Source organism: Serratia sp. Nf2 (assembly GCF_003028435.1).
Taxonomy (GTDB): Bacteria; Pseudomonadota; Gammaproteobacteria; order Enterobacterales; family Enterobacteriaceae; genus Serratia; species Serratia marcescens_L.
In genome coordinates this window covers 449,770-465,588 of sequence record NZ_PYTW01000001.1, presented here as the reverse complement: position 1 = coordinate 465,588, position 15,819 = coordinate 449,770, and the positions used below count along the sequence as shown (strand labels likewise).

General features: G+C 58.8%; 14 protein-coding genes. 10 read left to right on the top strand and 4 right to left on the bottom strand.

Annotated features, from left to right (window positions below; genetic code table 11):
* Window positions 1-19 precede the first annotated feature (19 nt).
* Both mepM and lpxM read left to right on the top strand, forming a co-directional pair.
* Window positions 20-1,342 carry a murein DD-endopeptidase MepM gene (gene mepM, locus C9411_RS02185; protein WP_028127477.1) on the top strand — a complete coding sequence of 441 codons (1,323 nt, stop codon included), beginning with the start codon at window positions 20-22 and terminating at the stop codon, window positions 1,340-1,342.
* Window positions 1,343-1,492: 150 nt separating this feature from the next.
* The gene (lpxM, locus tag C9411_RS02180; RefSeq protein ID WP_015378127.1) at window positions 1,493-2,461 is read left to right on the top strand and encodes a lauroyl-Kdo(2)-lipid IV(A) myristoyltransferase; all 969 of its coding nucleotides are present in this window, start codon (window positions 1,493-1,495) and stop codon (window positions 2,459-2,461) included.
* A gap of 49 nt (window positions 2,462-2,510) precedes the next feature.
* Here lpxM and C9411_RS02175 read toward each other — a convergent pair whose 3' ends face one another.
* From C9411_RS02175 to C9411_RS02165, 3 genes are all read right to left on the bottom strand, one after another.
* Window positions 2,511-3,392 carry a leucine-rich repeat domain-containing protein gene (locus C9411_RS02175; protein ID WP_107226330.1) on the bottom strand — a complete coding sequence of 294 codons (882 nt, stop codon included), beginning with the start codon at window positions 3,390-3,392 and terminating at the stop codon, window positions 2,511-2,513.
* An 85-nt stretch (window positions 3,393-3,477) separates the two neighbouring features.
* On the bottom strand, window positions 3,478-4,920 hold the full coding sequence (gene pyk, locus C9411_RS02170) for a pyruvate kinase (protein WP_019452801.1): 1,443 nt from the start codon (window positions 4,918-4,920) through the stop codon (window positions 3,478-3,480).
* Window positions 4,921-5,110: 190 nt separating this feature from the next.
* Entirely contained in the window at window positions 5,111-5,983 is an 873-nt protein-coding gene (locus C9411_RS02165) for a MurR/RpiR family transcriptional regulator (protein WP_016927443.1), read from the bottom strand.
* A gap of 446 nt (window positions 5,984-6,429) precedes the next feature.
* Between C9411_RS02165 and zwf the strand changes: the two genes are divergently transcribed.
* From zwf to mdtI, 4 genes are all read left to right on the top strand, one after another.
* Window positions 6,430-7,905, top strand: a complete 1,476-nt coding sequence (zwf, locus tag C9411_RS02160) for a glucose-6-phosphate dehydrogenase (protein ID WP_063990147.1) — start codon at window positions 6,430-6,432, stop codon at window positions 7,903-7,905.
* Window positions 7,906-8,059: 154 nt separating this feature from the next.
* Window positions 8,060-8,701, top strand: coding sequence for a bifunctional 4-hydroxy-2-oxoglutarate aldolase/2-dehydro-3-deoxy-phosphogluconate aldolase (locus tag C9411_RS02155; protein WP_063990146.1), 642 nt, complete (start codon window positions 8,060-8,062; stop codon window positions 8,699-8,701).
* A 551-nt stretch (window positions 8,702-9,252) separates the two neighbouring features.
* Window positions 9,253-9,621 (top strand): multidrug/spermidine efflux SMR transporter subunit MdtJ, encoded by a 369-nt coding sequence (gene mdtJ, locus C9411_RS02150; protein WP_004932327.1) that lies wholly within the window; start codon window positions 9,253-9,255, stop codon window positions 9,619-9,621.
* Window positions 9,608-9,937, top strand: coding sequence for a multidrug/spermidine efflux SMR transporter subunit MdtI (mdtI, locus tag C9411_RS02145; RefSeq protein WP_046687242.1), 330 nt, complete (start codon window positions 9,608-9,610; stop codon window positions 9,935-9,937). The genes mdtJ and mdtI overlap by 14 nt, the downstream gene beginning before the upstream one ends.
* A 62-nt stretch (window positions 9,938-9,999) precedes the next feature.
* Here mdtI and C9411_RS02140 read toward each other — a convergent pair whose 3' ends face one another.
* On the bottom strand, window positions 10,000-10,344 hold the full coding sequence (locus C9411_RS02140) for a RidA family protein (RefSeq protein WP_033634838.1): 345 nt from the start codon (window positions 10,342-10,344) through the stop codon (window positions 10,000-10,002).
* Window positions 10,345-10,477: 133 nt separating this feature from the next.
* On the opposite strand from C9411_RS02140, the gene C9411_RS02135 reads away from it, so the two are divergent.
* The 4 genes from C9411_RS02135 to fadD all read left to right on the top strand — a co-directional run bounded on the left by C9411_RS02135 (window position 10,478) and on the right by fadD (window position 15,764).
* Entirely contained in the window at window positions 10,478-12,394 is a 1,917-nt protein-coding gene (locus C9411_RS02135) for an ATP-dependent DNA helicase (protein ID WP_063990145.1), read from the top strand.
* A gap of 79 nt (window positions 12,395-12,473) precedes the next feature.
* Window positions 12,474-13,175 carry a tRNA (adenosine(37)-N6)-threonylcarbamoyltransferase complex dimerization subunit type 1 TsaB gene (tsaB, locus tag C9411_RS02130; protein WP_063990144.1) on the top strand — a complete coding sequence of 234 codons (702 nt, stop codon included), beginning with the start codon at window positions 12,474-12,476 and terminating at the stop codon, window positions 13,173-13,175.
* 100 nt (window positions 13,176-13,275) lie between these two features.
* On the top strand, window positions 13,276-13,866 hold the full coding sequence (locus C9411_RS02125) for a Slp family lipoprotein (protein ID WP_063990358.1): 591 nt from the start codon (window positions 13,276-13,278) through the stop codon (window positions 13,864-13,866).
* A gap of 209 nt (window positions 13,867-14,075) precedes the next feature.
* On the top strand, window positions 14,076-15,764 hold the full coding sequence (gene fadD, locus C9411_RS02120; protein WP_063990143.1) for a long-chain-fatty-acid--CoA ligase FadD: 1,689 nt from the start codon (window positions 14,076-14,078) through the stop codon (window positions 15,762-15,764).
* Window positions 15,765-15,819: the final 55 nt, after the last annotated feature.

The following is a 15,819-nucleotide window of genomic DNA, read 5'->3' as shown; positions in this document are numbered from 1 at the left end:
CTTATGAGGATAATATCGAGTGCAGCAGATAGTCCGAACTATCGCTCTGGCGTATAACAACCTGCCACGGCCCCACCGCGTCATGCTGGGGTCGCTGACAGTCGTCACATTGGCCGTCGCTGTTTGGCGGCCTTTTGTTTACCACCCAGAACACAATCCCATCGCCAAGAGCGTCGAGTTAGAATCCAGCCAGATGCGGTCATTGCTCCCCGAAGCCAGTGAGCCGATTGATGCCGACCAACCCACCCCTGATGACGAAATCCCGCAGGATGAGCTGGATCAGAAAGATGCCGGCGACGATGGCGTGCATGAATATGTGGTTTCCACCGGCGACACCCTCGGCAGCATTCTGACGCAGTACGGCATTGATATGTCGGATGTCACCTTGCTGGCTTCGCAAAACCGCGATCTGCGTAATCTGAAGATCGGCCAACAGCTGTCGTGGACCGTCAATGATGCGGGCGATCTGCAGCAGTTGACCTGGGAAGTTTCTCGCCGCGAAACCCGCACCTATGACCGCGTCGGCAATAGCTTCAAAGAGTCGAAAGAGGCACAGCAGGGTGAATGGCGCAACAACGTGATCAGCGGCCGGGTCAACGGCAGTTTCGTCAGCAGCGCCGGCGACGCCGGGCTGAGCCGAAACGAAATCAATGCGGTGATCAAGGCGCTGCAGTGGCAGCTCGATTTCCGCAAGCTGCGCAAAGGCGACCAGTTCTCCGTACTGATGTCGCGCGAACATTTCGACGGTAAGAAATCGCAAAGCCAGCTGCTGGGCGTGCGTCTGCGCACCGGCGGCAAAGATTACTATGCGATCCGCGCCGAAGACGGCAAATTCTACGATCGTCAGGGCTCTGGCCTGGCGCGTGGCTTCATGCGTTTCCCGACCATGAAACAGTTCCGCATCTCCTCCAACTTCAACCCGCGCCGCGTGAACCCGGTGACCGGCCGCGTGGCGCCGCACAAGGGCGTCGATTTCGCCATGCCTGTCGGCACGCCGGTGCTGGCGGTCGGCGACGGTGAGGTGGTGATCGCCAAGCGCAGCGGCGCGGCGGGCAACTATGTGGCGATCCGCCACGGTCGCCAGTACACCACACGTTATATGCACCTGAAAAAACTGCTGGTGAAACCGGGCCAGAAGGTGAAACGCGGCGATCGCATTGCGCTCTCCGGCAACACCGGCCGTTCCACCGGGCCACACCTGCACTTTGAACTGTGGACCGGCCAACAGGCGGTGAACCCGCTGACGGCCAAGCTGCCGCGTTCCGAAGGGTTGGGCGGCAAAGACCGCAGCGATTATCTGGCACAGGTGAAGGAAGTGGTTCCTCAACTGCAGTTGGATTAACGTCCCCCTTTTTCCGGCGCTCCGGCGCCGTTAATTTCATCGGCCTGATTGCGGGCCGATGCTGTTTTATCTGGGTGGTTCGCGGTTGTTAATTGCAAAATCGGTGATGGCAATTATGATTAGCCGAATCGCTAAGCGAAGAGCATGTGCATGCAAAACGAGAAGAAATCGAACGTAGAGTTCATTCCGCAGTTTCAAAAAGCCTTTTTATATCCGCGCTACTGGGGCGTGTGGTTGGGAACCGGCCTGATGGCCGGTATTTCGCTGGTGCCTGCGCGCCTGCGCGATCCGGTGCTGGGTGCGGTCGGCAAACTGGCCGGCAAGCTGGCGAAGGGCGCGCGACGTCGTGCCCGCATCAATTTGCTGTATTGCCTGCCGGAGCTGCCGGAAAGCGAACGCGAGCACATCATCGACCAGATGTTCGCCTGCGCGCCGCAGTCGATGGTGCTGATGGCGGAACTGGCCTGCACCAAGCCCGAGAAAGTGCTCAAGCGCGTGCGTTGGCACGGTGAAGAGGTGTTGGACAAGATCCGGGCGGAAGGGCGCAACGTGATTTTCCTGGTGCCTCACGGCTGGGCTGTCGATGTGCCAGCGATGTTGATGGCCGCGCGCGGCCAACCGATGGCCGCGATGTTCCACAATCAGCGCAATCAGCTGATCGACTACCTCTGGAACGCCGTACGTCGTAAATTCGGCGGCCGCATGCACGCGCGCAACGACGGTATCAAACCGTTTATCAGTTCGGTGCGGCAGGGGTATTGGGGCTACTATCTGCCCGATCAGGATCACGGCGCCGAGCACAGCGAGTTCGTCGATTTCTTCGCGACCTATAAGGCGACGCTGCCGGCGGTAGGTCGGTTGATGAAGGTGTGTCGTGCGGCGATCGTGCCTTTGTTCCCGGTGTACGACGGCAAAACCAGCATGCTGGATATTTATATTCGCGAGCCGATGGACGATCTGGCCGAAGCCGACGATCCGCGCATTGCCCGCCGCATGAACGAAGAGGTGGAAAATCTGGTGGGCCCGAACCCGGAACAGTACACCTGGATCCTCAAACTGCTGAAGACGCGTAAAGAGGGGGAGATTGAACCTTACTCGCGCGACGATCTGTATCGTTAATCCTGTCTAACGCTAACGCCGGCTGGGCCACAACCCGGCCGGCGTCTCTTCAGATGTGCACCATACAGCCGCGAGCCCGCAGGATGTCGACGACTTTAGGCGTGCGGGTGAAATCATTCCAGCGCAGGTCCAGCTTGCGCAGGCGGCTCAGTTCGCCGAGGCTTTCCGGCAGGTCGCTCAGGAGGTTGGCGCGCAGATCCAGACTTCTCAGCGTCGTCAGCTCACCGATATTTTCTGGCAGGCGCGTTAGCTGATTGAAACGCAGGTTCAGCTCGCTCAACCGCGGCAACCGACAGAAGGTCTGCGGCAGCTCGGCGATGGCATTGTTAGCCGCGTCGAGTATCTCCAGCTCACCGAGCTGAGCCATTTCCGCCGGCAGCGAGGTCAGGGCATTTTTCATGATATGCAGTTCGCGTAGCGCGCGCAGTTGCCCGATTTCGATGGGCAGGCTGCTGATGCGGTTGTTGTATAAACGCAGCTCCTGCAATGCCGCAAGCCCCGGTATTGCCTGTGGCAAAGCGGTTAAATGGTTGTCGGTCGCGTTGAGGTAAACCAACTGCTGCAGCTGCGCCAGCGAGCGCGGCAGCTCGCTAAAGCCGTTATCGCTCAGATAGAGGTATTTCAGCCGATGCAGCTGCCCCAGTTCTTCGGGGAGTTCGCTTGCGCGATTGTGGCCAAAGTCGAACATCTCGAGCTGTTGCAACTGGCCAATCTCCGGCGGCAGGTGGCCGAGCTGATTGCAGGAGATATTCAGGACCCGCAGATTTCGGTGCCGGAAGATCGAGGCGGGGAAGACCGTCAGCTGATTGTTGTACAGGCTAATCTTGCGCAGCGCATGGCCGGCTAACGGCGACTCGTCGAGCTGCGTCAGGCCGTGGCCGTCGAGATCGAGCTCATCACCGCTCGCTGCGGGATTGTGTTGGTGGAGCATGGCGTTCTCCGTCGTTTATGGCGGTGTCAGGGCAAAAAAAATGCCGGCCTGCGAGAGCCGGCCGGCATTTCGTCTGCGGCGTGAATTACTCGACGCGCAGGATACGGCTGGTATTGGTGGTGCCGACGGTTTCCATCACGTCGCCCTGGGTGACGATCACCAGATCGCCGGAGACCAGGAAGCCTTTGTCGCGCAGGCGATTGACGGCTTCATTGGCGGCGATCACGCCGTCTTTGTGGCTGTCGAAATACACCGGCGTCACGCCGCGATACAGCGCGGTCAGGTTCAGCGTGTGCTCATGGCGCGACATGGCGAAGATCGGCAGGCCGGAGCTGATGCGCGACATCATCAGCGCGGTGCGGCCGGATTCGGTCATGGCGATCAGTGCGGTAACGCCTTTCAGGTGGTTGGCGGCATACATCGAAGACATGGCGATCGCCTCTTCGATGTTGTCGAACTGTACGTCCAGGCGGTGCTTGGAGACGTTGATGCTTGGGATCTTCTCGGCGCCCAGACAAACGCGCGCCATCGCCGCCACGGTTTCCGCCGGGTATTGGCCGGCGGCGGTTTCCGCCGACAGCATAACGGCGTCGGTGCCGTCCAGCACGGCGTTGGCCACGTCCATGACTTCGGCGCGGGTCGGCATCGGGTTGGTGATCATCGACTCCATCATCTGGGTCGCGGTGATCACCGCGCGGTTCAGGGTGCGGGCGCGGCGGATCAGTTTCTTCTGAATGCCGACCAGTTCCGGATCGCCGATTTCGACGCCGAGGTCGCCACGAGCAACCATCACCACGTCGGAGGCCAGAATAATGTCGTCCATCGCTTCGTCGCTGCAGACCGCTTCGGCGCGCTCAACCTTGGACACGATCTTGGCGTTGCAGCCGGCGTCGCGCGCCAGGCGGCGAGCATAGTTCAGGTCTTCACCGGTACGCGGGAAGGAGACCGCCAGGTAGTCGACGCCAATCTTGGCGGCGGTCACGATGTCTGCCTTGTCTTTCTCGGTCAGCGCTTCGGCCGACAGGCCGCCGCCGAGCTTGTTGATGCCCTTGTTGTTGGACAGCGGGCCGCCGACGGTGACTTCGGTAAACACTTTCATGCCCTGAACTTCGAGCACTTTCAACTGAACGCGGCCGTCGTCTAGCAGCAGGACATCGCCCGGCACCACGTCGGCAGGCAGGCCTTTGTAGTCGATACCGACTTTTTCTTTATCGCCTTCGCCTTTTGACAGGTTGGCGTCCAGCAGGAATTTATCGCCCACGTTGAGGAAGATTTTGCCTTCCTTGAAGGTGGAAACGCGGATTTTCGGCCCTTGCAGATCGCCGAGGATAGCGACGTGACGTCCCAGCTTGGCGGCGATTTCGCGCACTTTGTCAGCGCGAGCCTGGTGATCTTCCGGGCTGCCGTGGGAGAAGTTAAGCCGAACTACGTTGGCGCCGGCGGCAATGATCTTTTCCAGATTATTGTCGCGGTCTGTAGCCGGACCCAGGGTGGTAACGATTTTGGTTCTTCTGAGCCGTCTGGACATGTATTACTCCGTTGACTGGTGAAGCAAATATTGGTGTTGCGATAACGTCGGATAACGAAACCAGGCGTGAAATGTAATTTTACAACACTGATATTTCACCCGGGTTACCCGCATGAGCATATTAACAGGGTACAGCCTCTGATGCCGTCATTCAAATGTCTGTTGAACGGCGATTTTTTTCTTCGTCAGGTCACGAGTCAAAACTGTTGGGAATGACCACCCCTTTATCAAAGCGCGATTCTTTGAGCGCTTCTTTGACCCGCTTCAAGTTATCTCTGAATTTAGCCCCTCGGCGCAAGGTAAATCCGGTGGCGAGCACGTCAATGAGCGTTAATTGCGCGATCCGCGACACCATCGGCATGTAAACGTCGGTGTCTTCGGGCACGTCGAGCAGCAAAGCGAGAGTCGCCGCTTGGGCGAGCGGGGTGTCGCGGGAGGTGATAGCCAGTACCGTGGCGTCGTTTTCTCGCGCCAGGTGGGCCATCTCCACCAGATTTTTGGTGCGGCCGGTGTGTGAGATCAACACCACCACGTCGCCTTCGCCGGAGTTCATGCAGCTCATGCGCTGCATGACGATGTCATCGAAGTAGACCACCGGGATATTGAAGCGGAAAAATTTGTTCATCGCGTCGTGCGCCACCGCCGCGGAGGCGCCGAGGCCGAAGAAAGAGATCTTTTTTGCCTGGGTGAGCAGGTCAACCGCACGATTGATTGCGGCAATATCCAAATTTGCCTTTACTGTATCCAGGCTGGCCATGACCGATTCGAAGATCTTGCTGGTATAGGAATCGACGCTGTCGTCTTCCTCTACGTTACGGTTTACGTAGGGCGTGCCGTTAGCCAGGCTTTGGGCGAGATGCAGTTTGAAGTCGGGAAAGCCTTTGGTATCAAGGCGGCGGCAAAAACGGTTGACGGTGGGTTCGCTGACGTCTGCCATGCGGGCCAGCGTGGCAATGCTGGAGTGAATGGCGGTCTGTGGGGAGGCCAGGATCACCTCGGCGACTTTCCTTTCAGATTTGCTCAGGCGTTCCAGATGGCTCTGGATTTTGTCCAGCGTATTCATATAACGAGAGTCACTCATGGTTTTATCCCTGTGGCTTTCAAGCAACAGCGTCGAATTTCGCCCGTGTTCGCCGTGCAAGCTGACGCCAAACGAGCGGCTGTAACCTGGAATCGATAGGGTATGTCGATTTCAAACAAAGGAGAAATCAATGCCGGTTTAGTGAAAATATACTACGTGCTGGTAACCGTTGGCAGTCTCGACAGGGCGTATGCAGGCTTTTTTCACCAGAATATGACCTGTGTCTAACTTTCATAATGGTAACAGAGCGTCAAAAAAGACGAAAAGTTACAGTTTTGCCCGCTGTGAGGGCGCTGGCGCGCATTGGCGCTACCACTGGAATCTTGAGGTCTTTTTCCTGCTTTTGCACCGGGTTTGCTGGCCGTAGTCAAACAGAGTACATTAGTAATGTAAGAAAATTACAAATATCCTGCAACGAGGAGATGAACATGGCGGTAACCTCTACAGCCCAGGCGTGTGACCTGGTTATTTTCGGCGCGAAAGGTGATTTGGCGCGCCGTAAGCTGCTGCCTTCCCTGTACCAGTTAGAGAAAGCCGGACACATCCACCCGGATACGCGGATCATCGGCGTTGGCCGCGCGGAGTGGGATAAAAAAGCTTATACCGAAGTGGTCAAGGAAGCGCTTGGCACCTTCATGAAGGAAAAACTGGATGACGAACTCTGGGCCACGCTGAGCGCGCGCCTGGACTTCTGCAATCTGGACGTCAACGACAGCAAGAACTTTACCAAACTGGGTAAAATGCTGGATCAGAAACACCGCACCACCATCAACTACTTCGCCATGCCGCCAAGCACCTTCGGCGCCATCTGCAAAGGGTTGGGCGAAGCCAAGCTGAACCATGAGCCGGCACGCGTGGTGATGGAAAAACCGCTGGGCACCGATCTGGCGTCTTCCCGCGTGATAAACGATCAGGTGGCGGAGTACTTCAACGAATCCCAGGTTTACCGTATCGACCACTATCTCGGCAAAGAGACGGTGCTGAACCTGTTGGCGCTGCGTTTCGCCAACTCGCTGTTCGCCTCCAACTGGGATAACCGCACCATCGATTCGGTGCAGATCACCGTGGCGGAAGAGGTGGGCATCGAAGGACGCTGGGGTTACTTCGACCAGGCCGGCCAGATGCGTGACATGATCCAGAACCACCTGCTGCAGATCCTGACCATGATCGCCATGTCGCCGCCGGCGGATCTGACCACCGACCGTATCCGCGACGAGAAGGTGAAGGTACTGCGTTCGCTGCGCCGTATCAATCAGACCAATGTACGGGAAACCACCGTGCGCGGTCAGTACACCGCCGGTTTCGTCCAGGGCAAGAAAGTGCCGGGTTATCTGGAAGAGGAAGGGGCGAACAAGAGCAGCAGCACCGAAACTTTCGTCTCCATCCGCGTGGATATCGACAACTGGCAGTGGGCCGGGGTGCCGTTCTACCTGCGTACCGGTAAACGCCTGCCGACCAAATGCTCGGAAGTGGTGGTGTACTTCAAAAACCCGCCGCTTAACCTGTTCAGCGATTCTTACCAGCAGCTGCCGCAGAACAAGCTGACCATCCGCCTGCAGCCGGACGAAGGCATCGAAATTCAGGTGCTGAACAAGGTGCCGGGGCTGGATCACAAGCACCGTCTGCAGACCACCAAGCTGGACCTGAGCTTCTCGGAAACCTTCAACCAGGAGCACGTGGCGGACGCCTACGAGCGCCTGCTGCTGGAGACCATGCGCGGCATTCAGGCGCTGTTCGTGCGCCGCGATGAAGTGGAAGAAGCCTGGAAGTGGGTCGACTCCATCATGGACGCATGGAAAGCCGACAACGAGGCACCGAAGCCTTATCAGGCGGGCACCTGGGGGCCGGTGGCCTCGGTGGCGATGATCACCCGCGACGGCCGTTCCTGGAACGAGTTCGAGTAATGCGCAATGCCGGCAGCCTGTCTGCCGGCTTTTTTTTGCCTGCGATCTGCGCGTGGGCCACATCACTTACGGTACGGCCGGACGTCCGCGCATTTGCGCGGAGCCCTGTGGCAGGGGCGTGCCATTGTTAACCGCGAGTAATGGAGAAATAACGATGAAAAACTGGAAAACCAGCGCCGAGCAGATCCTGACGGCGGGACCGGTGGTGCCTGTTATCGTGATCAACAAGCTGGAGCAGGCGGTGCCGCTGGCGAAAGCGCTGGTTGCCGGCGGCGTGCGGGTATTGGAGGTGACGCTGCGCACCGCCTGCGGGCTGGAGGCTATCCGCGCTATCGCCAAAGAGGTGCCGGAGGCCATTATCGGCGCCGGTACGGTGATCAATCCGCAGCAGCTGCGGGAGGTGACCGAGGCGGGGGCGCAGTTCGCCATCAGCCCGGGGCTGACCGAAGCCTTGCTGCAGGCGGCGACGGCGGGGCCAATCCCGCTGATCCCGGGCATCAGCACCGTTTCGGAGCTGATGCAGGGTATGGATCACGGCCTGCGCGAATTCAAATTCTTCCCGGCGGAAGCCAACGGCGGCGTGAAGGCACTGCAAGCGATCGGCGGCCCGTTCCCGCAGGTGCGTTTTTGCCCGACCGGCGGCATTACGCCGAACAACTACCGCGACTATCTGGCGCTGAAAAGCGTGCTGTGTATCGGCGGTTCCTGGCTGGTGCCGGCGGATGCGCTCGAAAGCGGCGACTATGCGCGCATCACTGAACTGGCGCGCAGCGCCGTCAGCGGCGCCGCGTTGTAACCCGCGCCGCGCCTGATGTTGGCGCTTATTTGCGCACCCGCGAATATCGCAAGGCTCAACGCTTCGTTGAGCCTTTTTTGATTTTTATCGTGATTAACTTTCTTATTTTTAACCCATTTTTTTCCGCTTTTTATGAAAACGGCAGTTTGCTTTCTTATTTTGGCTGTGGTAAAAATATCTCAGTCAAAAATTTTACTTTTATGAGGATATTGGGCAAATCGCACGGTGTGCGGCTGATAATAGAGAACTATTATGATGACTATTAACGGAACTACCCTCAGAACCTCTACGTGCCAACTCTTCCTGTCTGCGATCCTTGCCAGTGAGCATCACTGGTGCAGCGAGCTATAGCGTCTTTCTCTCTTAACCGGTGCGGGTGGCGGGCTTAGGCCTTCACGCTACCGTTCAGCCGGGCAAACATTCTTTTTGCGTTTGGGTCAGTTTATCCCCAGGGATCTCTGCGTCTTGCGCGCCGCACTGCGGCCGTTCGACGAGATAAATCGGGATAAATATGCCTTGGCGCGCGTTATTCGCCGTTTGGGAGAAAAATTATGATTTATTGGATCTTTTTAGGCTTGGCCATCATGACCGAAATCATCGGCACCTTGTCGATGAAATACGCCAGCGTCAATGGCGGCATGATCGGGCACATCGTGATGTACGTGATGATCACCGCGTCTTATGTGTTGCTGTCGGTGGCGGTAAAACGCGTGGCGCTGGGCGTAGCTTATGCGCTGTGGGAAGGCATCGGCATTCTGTTCATTACCCTGTTCAGCGTGCTGTGGTTCGACGAGCCGATCTCGGCGCTGAAGGTGCTGGGCCTGGCGACGCTGATCGCCGGCATCATGCTGGTGAAATCCGGCACCCGCAAAGAGCGAAAACAGGTCAGCCCGCGAGGTGACAACCATGCAACAGTTTGAGTTGTACCACATTGGGTTCCTGGGACTGGCGATCGTGCTGGAAATTATCGCCAACATCTTCCTGAAGATGTCGGACGGCTTCCGTAAAGTTTGGCTGGGGCTGTTGTCGCTGCTGTCGGTGCTCGGCGCGTTCAGCGCCCTGGCACAGGCGGTGAAGGGCATCGATCTGTCGATCGCTTATGCACTGTGGGGCGGTTTCGGTATCGCCGCCACCATCGCCGCAGGCTGGATCATGTTCGGCCAGCGGCTGAACGCCAAAGGCTGGATTGGCCTGGCGCTGCTGCTGACGGGGATGGTGATCCTCAAACTGTCCTGATAGCGGGCAATAAAAAACCGCAGGCGTCGTCGTCTGCGGTTTTTTTTCGTCTGCGCTCAGGCTTACAGCGCGGCGATGATTTTGATTTCCACCTTGTACTTCGGATTCATCAACTGCGCCTGCACGGTGCAGCGCACCGGCGCGCTGCCGGCGACCACCCAGGCGTCCCAGGCGGCGTTCATCGCGGCGAAGTCGGCGCTGTTGGCCAGGAAAATGGTGGCATCCAGAATACGGCTTTTATCCGAACCGACGCGCGCCAGCAGGACGTCGATGGCGGCGAGGGCGTTGGCGGTCTGCGCGGTCGCGTCGTCATCCAGGTTTTCCGGCACGCTGGTGTAGTAAACGGTCTCGTTGTGCACTACGGCTTCGGACCAGCGCTGATCGGGATCAATTCTTTCGATATTCATTTGCTTATCTCCATTTCATAGTCGCGCTAAGGGTAGCACAGCCGACGATGAAAAAGCGCGGCGATAAAGTGGGTGGTAGCCGGGCGGCAGGCTTGGCATAATCACCGCTGAATGACACCGGCAGAGAGACAGCGTGACAGACGATTTTGCAACAGACGGCGCCTTGGCGCAGGCTATCAAGGGATTCAAACCGCGTGAGCCGCAACGGCAGATGGCGCAAGCCGTCACCGAGGCGATCAATTTCAAGCAGGAGCTGGTGGTGGAAGCCGGTACCGGCACCGGCAAAACCTTCGCTTATCTGGCGCCGGCGCTGCGCGCCGATCGCAAAGTGATCATCTCTACCGGTTCGAAAGCGCTGCAAGATCAGCTGTATGCGCGCGATCTGCCCACCGTCGCCAAGGCGTTGAAGTACAAAGGCAAGCTGGCGCTGCTGAAGGGGCGCTCCAACTATTTGTGTCTCGAGCGGCTGGAGCAGCAGTCGATGGCCGGCGGGGAGCTGGCGGGGCAGACGCTGATCGATCTGGTGCAGCTGCGCAAGTGGTCGTCGCAGACCAAAGAGGGCGACATCAGCACCTGCAGCGAAGTGGCGGAAGACAGCTTCGTCTGGCCATTGGTGACCAGCACCAATGACAACTGCCTGGGCAGCGACTGCCCGCTGTATCAGGATTGCTTCGTGGTCAAGGCGCGCCGCCGTGCGATGGATGCGGATGTGGTGGTGGTGAACCATCACCTGTTCCTGGCAGATATGGTGGTGAAAGAGGGCGGTTTCGCTGAGTTGATCCCGGAAGCCGAGGTGATGATTTTCGACGAGGCGCACCAAATCCCCGACATCGCCAGCCAGTATTTCGGCCAGCAGCTCACCAGCCGCCAACTGTTGGATCTGGCGAAGGACATCACCATCGCCTACCGCACCGAGGTGCGCGACTCCGCTCAACTGCAAAAAAGCGCCGACCGTCTCAGCCTGAGTACGCAAGATTTTCGCCTGAACCTGGGGGAACCGGGTTTTCGCGGCAATCTGCGTGACGTGCTCGGCGAACCCAACGTGCAGCGCGCTCTGTTGCTGCTCGATGATGCGCTGGAGCTGTGTTATGACGTGATGAAGCTGTCGCTGGGGCGTTCGGCGCTGTTGGATGCCGCCTTTGAGCGCGCCACGCTGTACCGCGCGCGGCTCAAACGGCTGAAGGCGGTGACGGAGCCGGGCTACAGCTATTGGTATGAATGCAACTCGCGCCACTTCGTGCTGGCGCTGACGCCGCTGACGGTGGCCGATCGGTTCCGCGAAATGCTGGACGACAAGCCGGGCAGTTGGATCTTTACCTCGGCCACGCTGTCGGTCAACGATCAGTTGGGCCACTTCACCGAACGGCTGGGGCTGACCAAGGCCAAAACGCTGCTGTTGCCGAGCCCGTTCGACTATGCCAAACAGGCGTTGCTGTGCGTGCCGCGCTTTTTGCCTTCGCCGAACCAGCGCGGCGGGGCGCGCCAGCTGGCGCGCATGCTGCGGCCATTAATCGAAGCCAACAACGGCCGCTGCTTCTTCTTATGCACCTCGCACCAGATGATGCGAGAGTTGGCGGAAGAGTTCCGCGCCACGATGACGCTGCCGGTGCTATTGCAAGGGGAAACCAGCAAAGGGCAGCTGCTCGCGCAGTTCGTCGCCGCCGGTAACGCGCTGCTGGTGGCGACCAGCAGCTTCTGGGAAGGGGTGGACGTGCGCGGCGATGCGCTGTCCTGCGTCATCATCGATAAACTGCCGTTTACGTCACCGGACGATCCGTTGCTGAAGGCGCGCATTGAAGATTGCCGCCTGCGCGGCGGCGATCCGTTCAATGATGTGCAGTTGCCGGATGCGGTCATCACCCTGAAACAGGGCGTCGGCCGCTTGATCCGCGATACCGACGACCGCGGCGTGTTGGTGATTTGCGATAATCGTCTGGTGATGCGGCCTTACGGCGAGGTGTTCCTCAATAGCCTGCCGCCCACGCCGCGCACCCGCGATCTGAAGCAGGCCATCGCCTTCCTGCAGGCCGCCGATACGTCGGCCACGTGAAAGATGAAGGGCTTACGGGGCTGTGCTACAATGCGCGCCCTGTATGAAAAACCCAGTTTTATTCCCGCCAGAGGTTGGCATGTCCACGCGAATTTTAGCGATCGATACCGCGACGGAAGCCTGTTCCGTCGCCGTCTGGAATCAAGGCGAAATCCACGCCCTGTTTGAGCTGTGCCCACGCGAGCATACGCAACGTATTTTACCTATGGTGCAGCAGGTGCTGGCGGAATCCGGTCTGGCGCTCAACCAGCTCGATGCGCTGGCCTTCGGTCGCGGCCCCGGCAGCTTTACCGGGGTGCGCATCGGCATCGGCATCGCTCAGGGCCTGGCGCTGGGCGCCGATCTGCCGATGATTGGCGTTTCCACGCTGCGAACCATGGCGCAGGGCGCTTGGCGCGTCAGCGGTGCAGAGCGCGTGCTGGCGGCGATCGATGCGCGCATGGGCGAGGTCTACTGGGGGCAGTTCGAACGCCAGGTGGACGGCAACTGGTTGGAAAGCGAAGGCGAGGCGGTGCTGTCGCCGGCGCAGGCGCTGGAGCGTGCGCAGCGCCTGCAGGGCGAATGGGCCCACGTCGGCACCGGCTGGCAAACCTATCCCGATCTGGTCAAGGGTTCTACGCTGAGCGTGCGTGACGGGCAGATGCTGTTGCCGCAAGCGCAAGACATGCTGCCGCTGGCGCTGCACGCCTGGCAACAGGGGTTGGCAGTGGCGGTAGAAAACGCTGAGCCGACCTATTTGCGCAATGAAGTCACCTGGAAAAAACTGCCGGGCCGCGAGTAAGCGCGGCGTATTGTGCTGTTGTTGATGCCGGGCGATGAAAGCCTGCAACTTGAACGATGAAACGCGGTCAAAGTTACAGGCATTTCAGGAGATTGCGACCATGTTAATCCGCACTGCAAGTAAAAAGCTGTCGCTGCTGGCCGTCGCCTGCGGCACGCTGGTTCTGTCCGGGTGCGTCACCGTACCTGATGCGATCAAGGGGTCAAGCCCCTCACCGGTGACTCAGCTTTCCTCGGTACAAAATGCGCCCAACCTGTTTACCGGCGCGGAAGCCCGCTTCGGCGGCACCGTGGTGAACGTCGCCAACGAGCAAGGGCGCACGGTGCTGGAGATTGCGGCGGTGCCGCTCGACAGCGGTGCGCGGCCGATATTGGGCGAACCGTCGCGCGGCCGCTTGCTGGCCACGGTGAACGGCTTCCTCGAACCGGTCGATTTCAAAGGCCAGTTGGTGACCGTCGTCGGCCCCATTACCGGCCTGAAGGAAGGGCGGATCGGCATGACGCCGTATCGTTTCGTAACGATGAACGTGACCGGTTTCAAACGTTGGCATCTGGTGCAGCAGGTAGTGATGCCGCCGGCGCCGATGGGGCCCTGGGGCTGGCGCGGTGGCCCGTGGGGACCCGGTTGGGGCGCAGGCTATGGTTGGTACAACCCCGGCCCGGCACAGGTGCAAACCATCGTAACCGAGTAACATACGCTTGATGTGAACAAATTTGACAGGGCGGCTCAGGCCGCCCTTTTGCTTTTTTGGATAAGGAATATCCGACAATTAGTGACGTACATCGCAACCTGAATAATGTTTAAAACCCGAACTGGTCCGCTGAGTTAAAATATTGTTATGGTTAGGCTGCGAGTTTGAGGGCTGCGATGATAATTAGTAATGATTTCAGGAGTAATACCTTGGATAAGGTCTGGTTAAAACGGTATCCGGCAGATGTGCCCGCAGAGATTGATGCCGATCGCTATTCGTCGTTGATTGAAATGTTTGAGCATGCCGTGCAGCGCTATGCCGATCAGCCCGCCTTTATCAACATGGGCGAGGTGATGACCTTCCGCAAACTGGAAGAACGCAGCCGGGCTTTCGCGGCTTACCTGCAAAATGAACTGGGCCTGAAGAAGGGCGACCGCGTCGCGCTGATGATGCCTAACCTGTTGCAATACCCTATCGCCCTGTTCGGCATTCTGCGCGCCGGTATGGTGGTGGTCAACGTCAACCCGCTGTACACCCCGCGCGAGCTGGAGCACCAGTTGAACGACAGCGGCGCCAGCGCCATCGTCATCGTCTCCAACTTTGCCCATACGTTGGAAAAAGTGGTGTTCAACACCCAGGTCAAGCACGTGATCCTGACGCGCATGGGCGATCAGCTTTCTGCCGCCAAAGGCACGCTGGTCAACTTCGTGGTCAAGTACGTTAAGCGCCTGGTACCGAAATACAACCTACCGGATGCCATTTCATTCCGCAGCGCGCTGCAGCGCGGCCGGCGCCTGCAATATGTAAAACCGGACATCATTAATGCCGATTTAGCCTTCCTGCAATACACCGGCGGTACCACCGGCGTGGCGAAGGGCGCGATGCTGACGCACCGCAACATGCAGGCCAACCTCGAGCAGGCCAAGGCCGCCTATTCGCCGCTGTTCCGCGAAGGGCAGGAACTGGTGGTGACGGCGTTGCCGCTGTACCACATTTTTGCGCTGACGGTGAACTGCCTGCTGTTTATCGATCTGGGCGGGCGCAATTTGTTGATCACCAACCCGCGCGATATTCCAGGGCTGGTGAAGGAACTGGGCAAATACCCGTTCACCGCCATGAGCGGGGTGAATACGTTGTTCAACGCATTGCTGAACAACGAAGAGTTCCACAAACTCGATTTTTCTACGCTGCGTTTCTCGGTCGGCGGCGGCATGTCGGTGCAAAAAGCGGTGGCCGAGAAGTGGGAGAAAACCACCGGCAAACACCTGCTGGAAGGCTATGGCCTGACGGAGTGCGCGCCGCTGGTGGCCGGTAACCCTTACGATCTGAAACACTACAGCGGCAGTATCGGTTTGCCGGTGCCGTCGACGGACATTCGGCTGGTGGACGACAACGGTCACGATGTGCCGCCGGGCGAACCGGGCGAACTGTGGGTCAAAGGGCCGCAAGTTATGTTAGGCTATTGGCAGCGCCCGGACGCTACCGACGAAGTGCTGAAAGACGGCTGGCTGGCGACCGGTGATGTGGTGACCGTAGACGAGCAGGGGTTTGTGCGCATCGTCGACCGTAAGAAAGACATGATCCTGGTCTCCGGTTTCAACGTTTACCCGAACGAAATCGAGGACGTGGTCAGCCAGCATCCGAAAGTGCTGGAATGTGCGGCGATCGGCGTGCCCAGCGAGGCCTCCGGCGAAACGGTGAAGATCTGCGTGGTGAAGAAAGACGCCTCGCTGACCAAGGAAGAGCTGTTGACCCATTGCCGCCGCCACCTGACCGGGTATAAAGTGCCTAAAATTGTTGAGTTCCGCGATGAACTGCCGAAGTCGAACGTCGGCAAGATTTTGCGGCGAGAACTGCGCGATGAGCTAAAAACACCGAAGCCGGCCGATGCCGCCTAGGTCTGGCTTTCGCGCCTGACTATCAACAACGCCGGTGAATGCCGGCGTTGTTGTG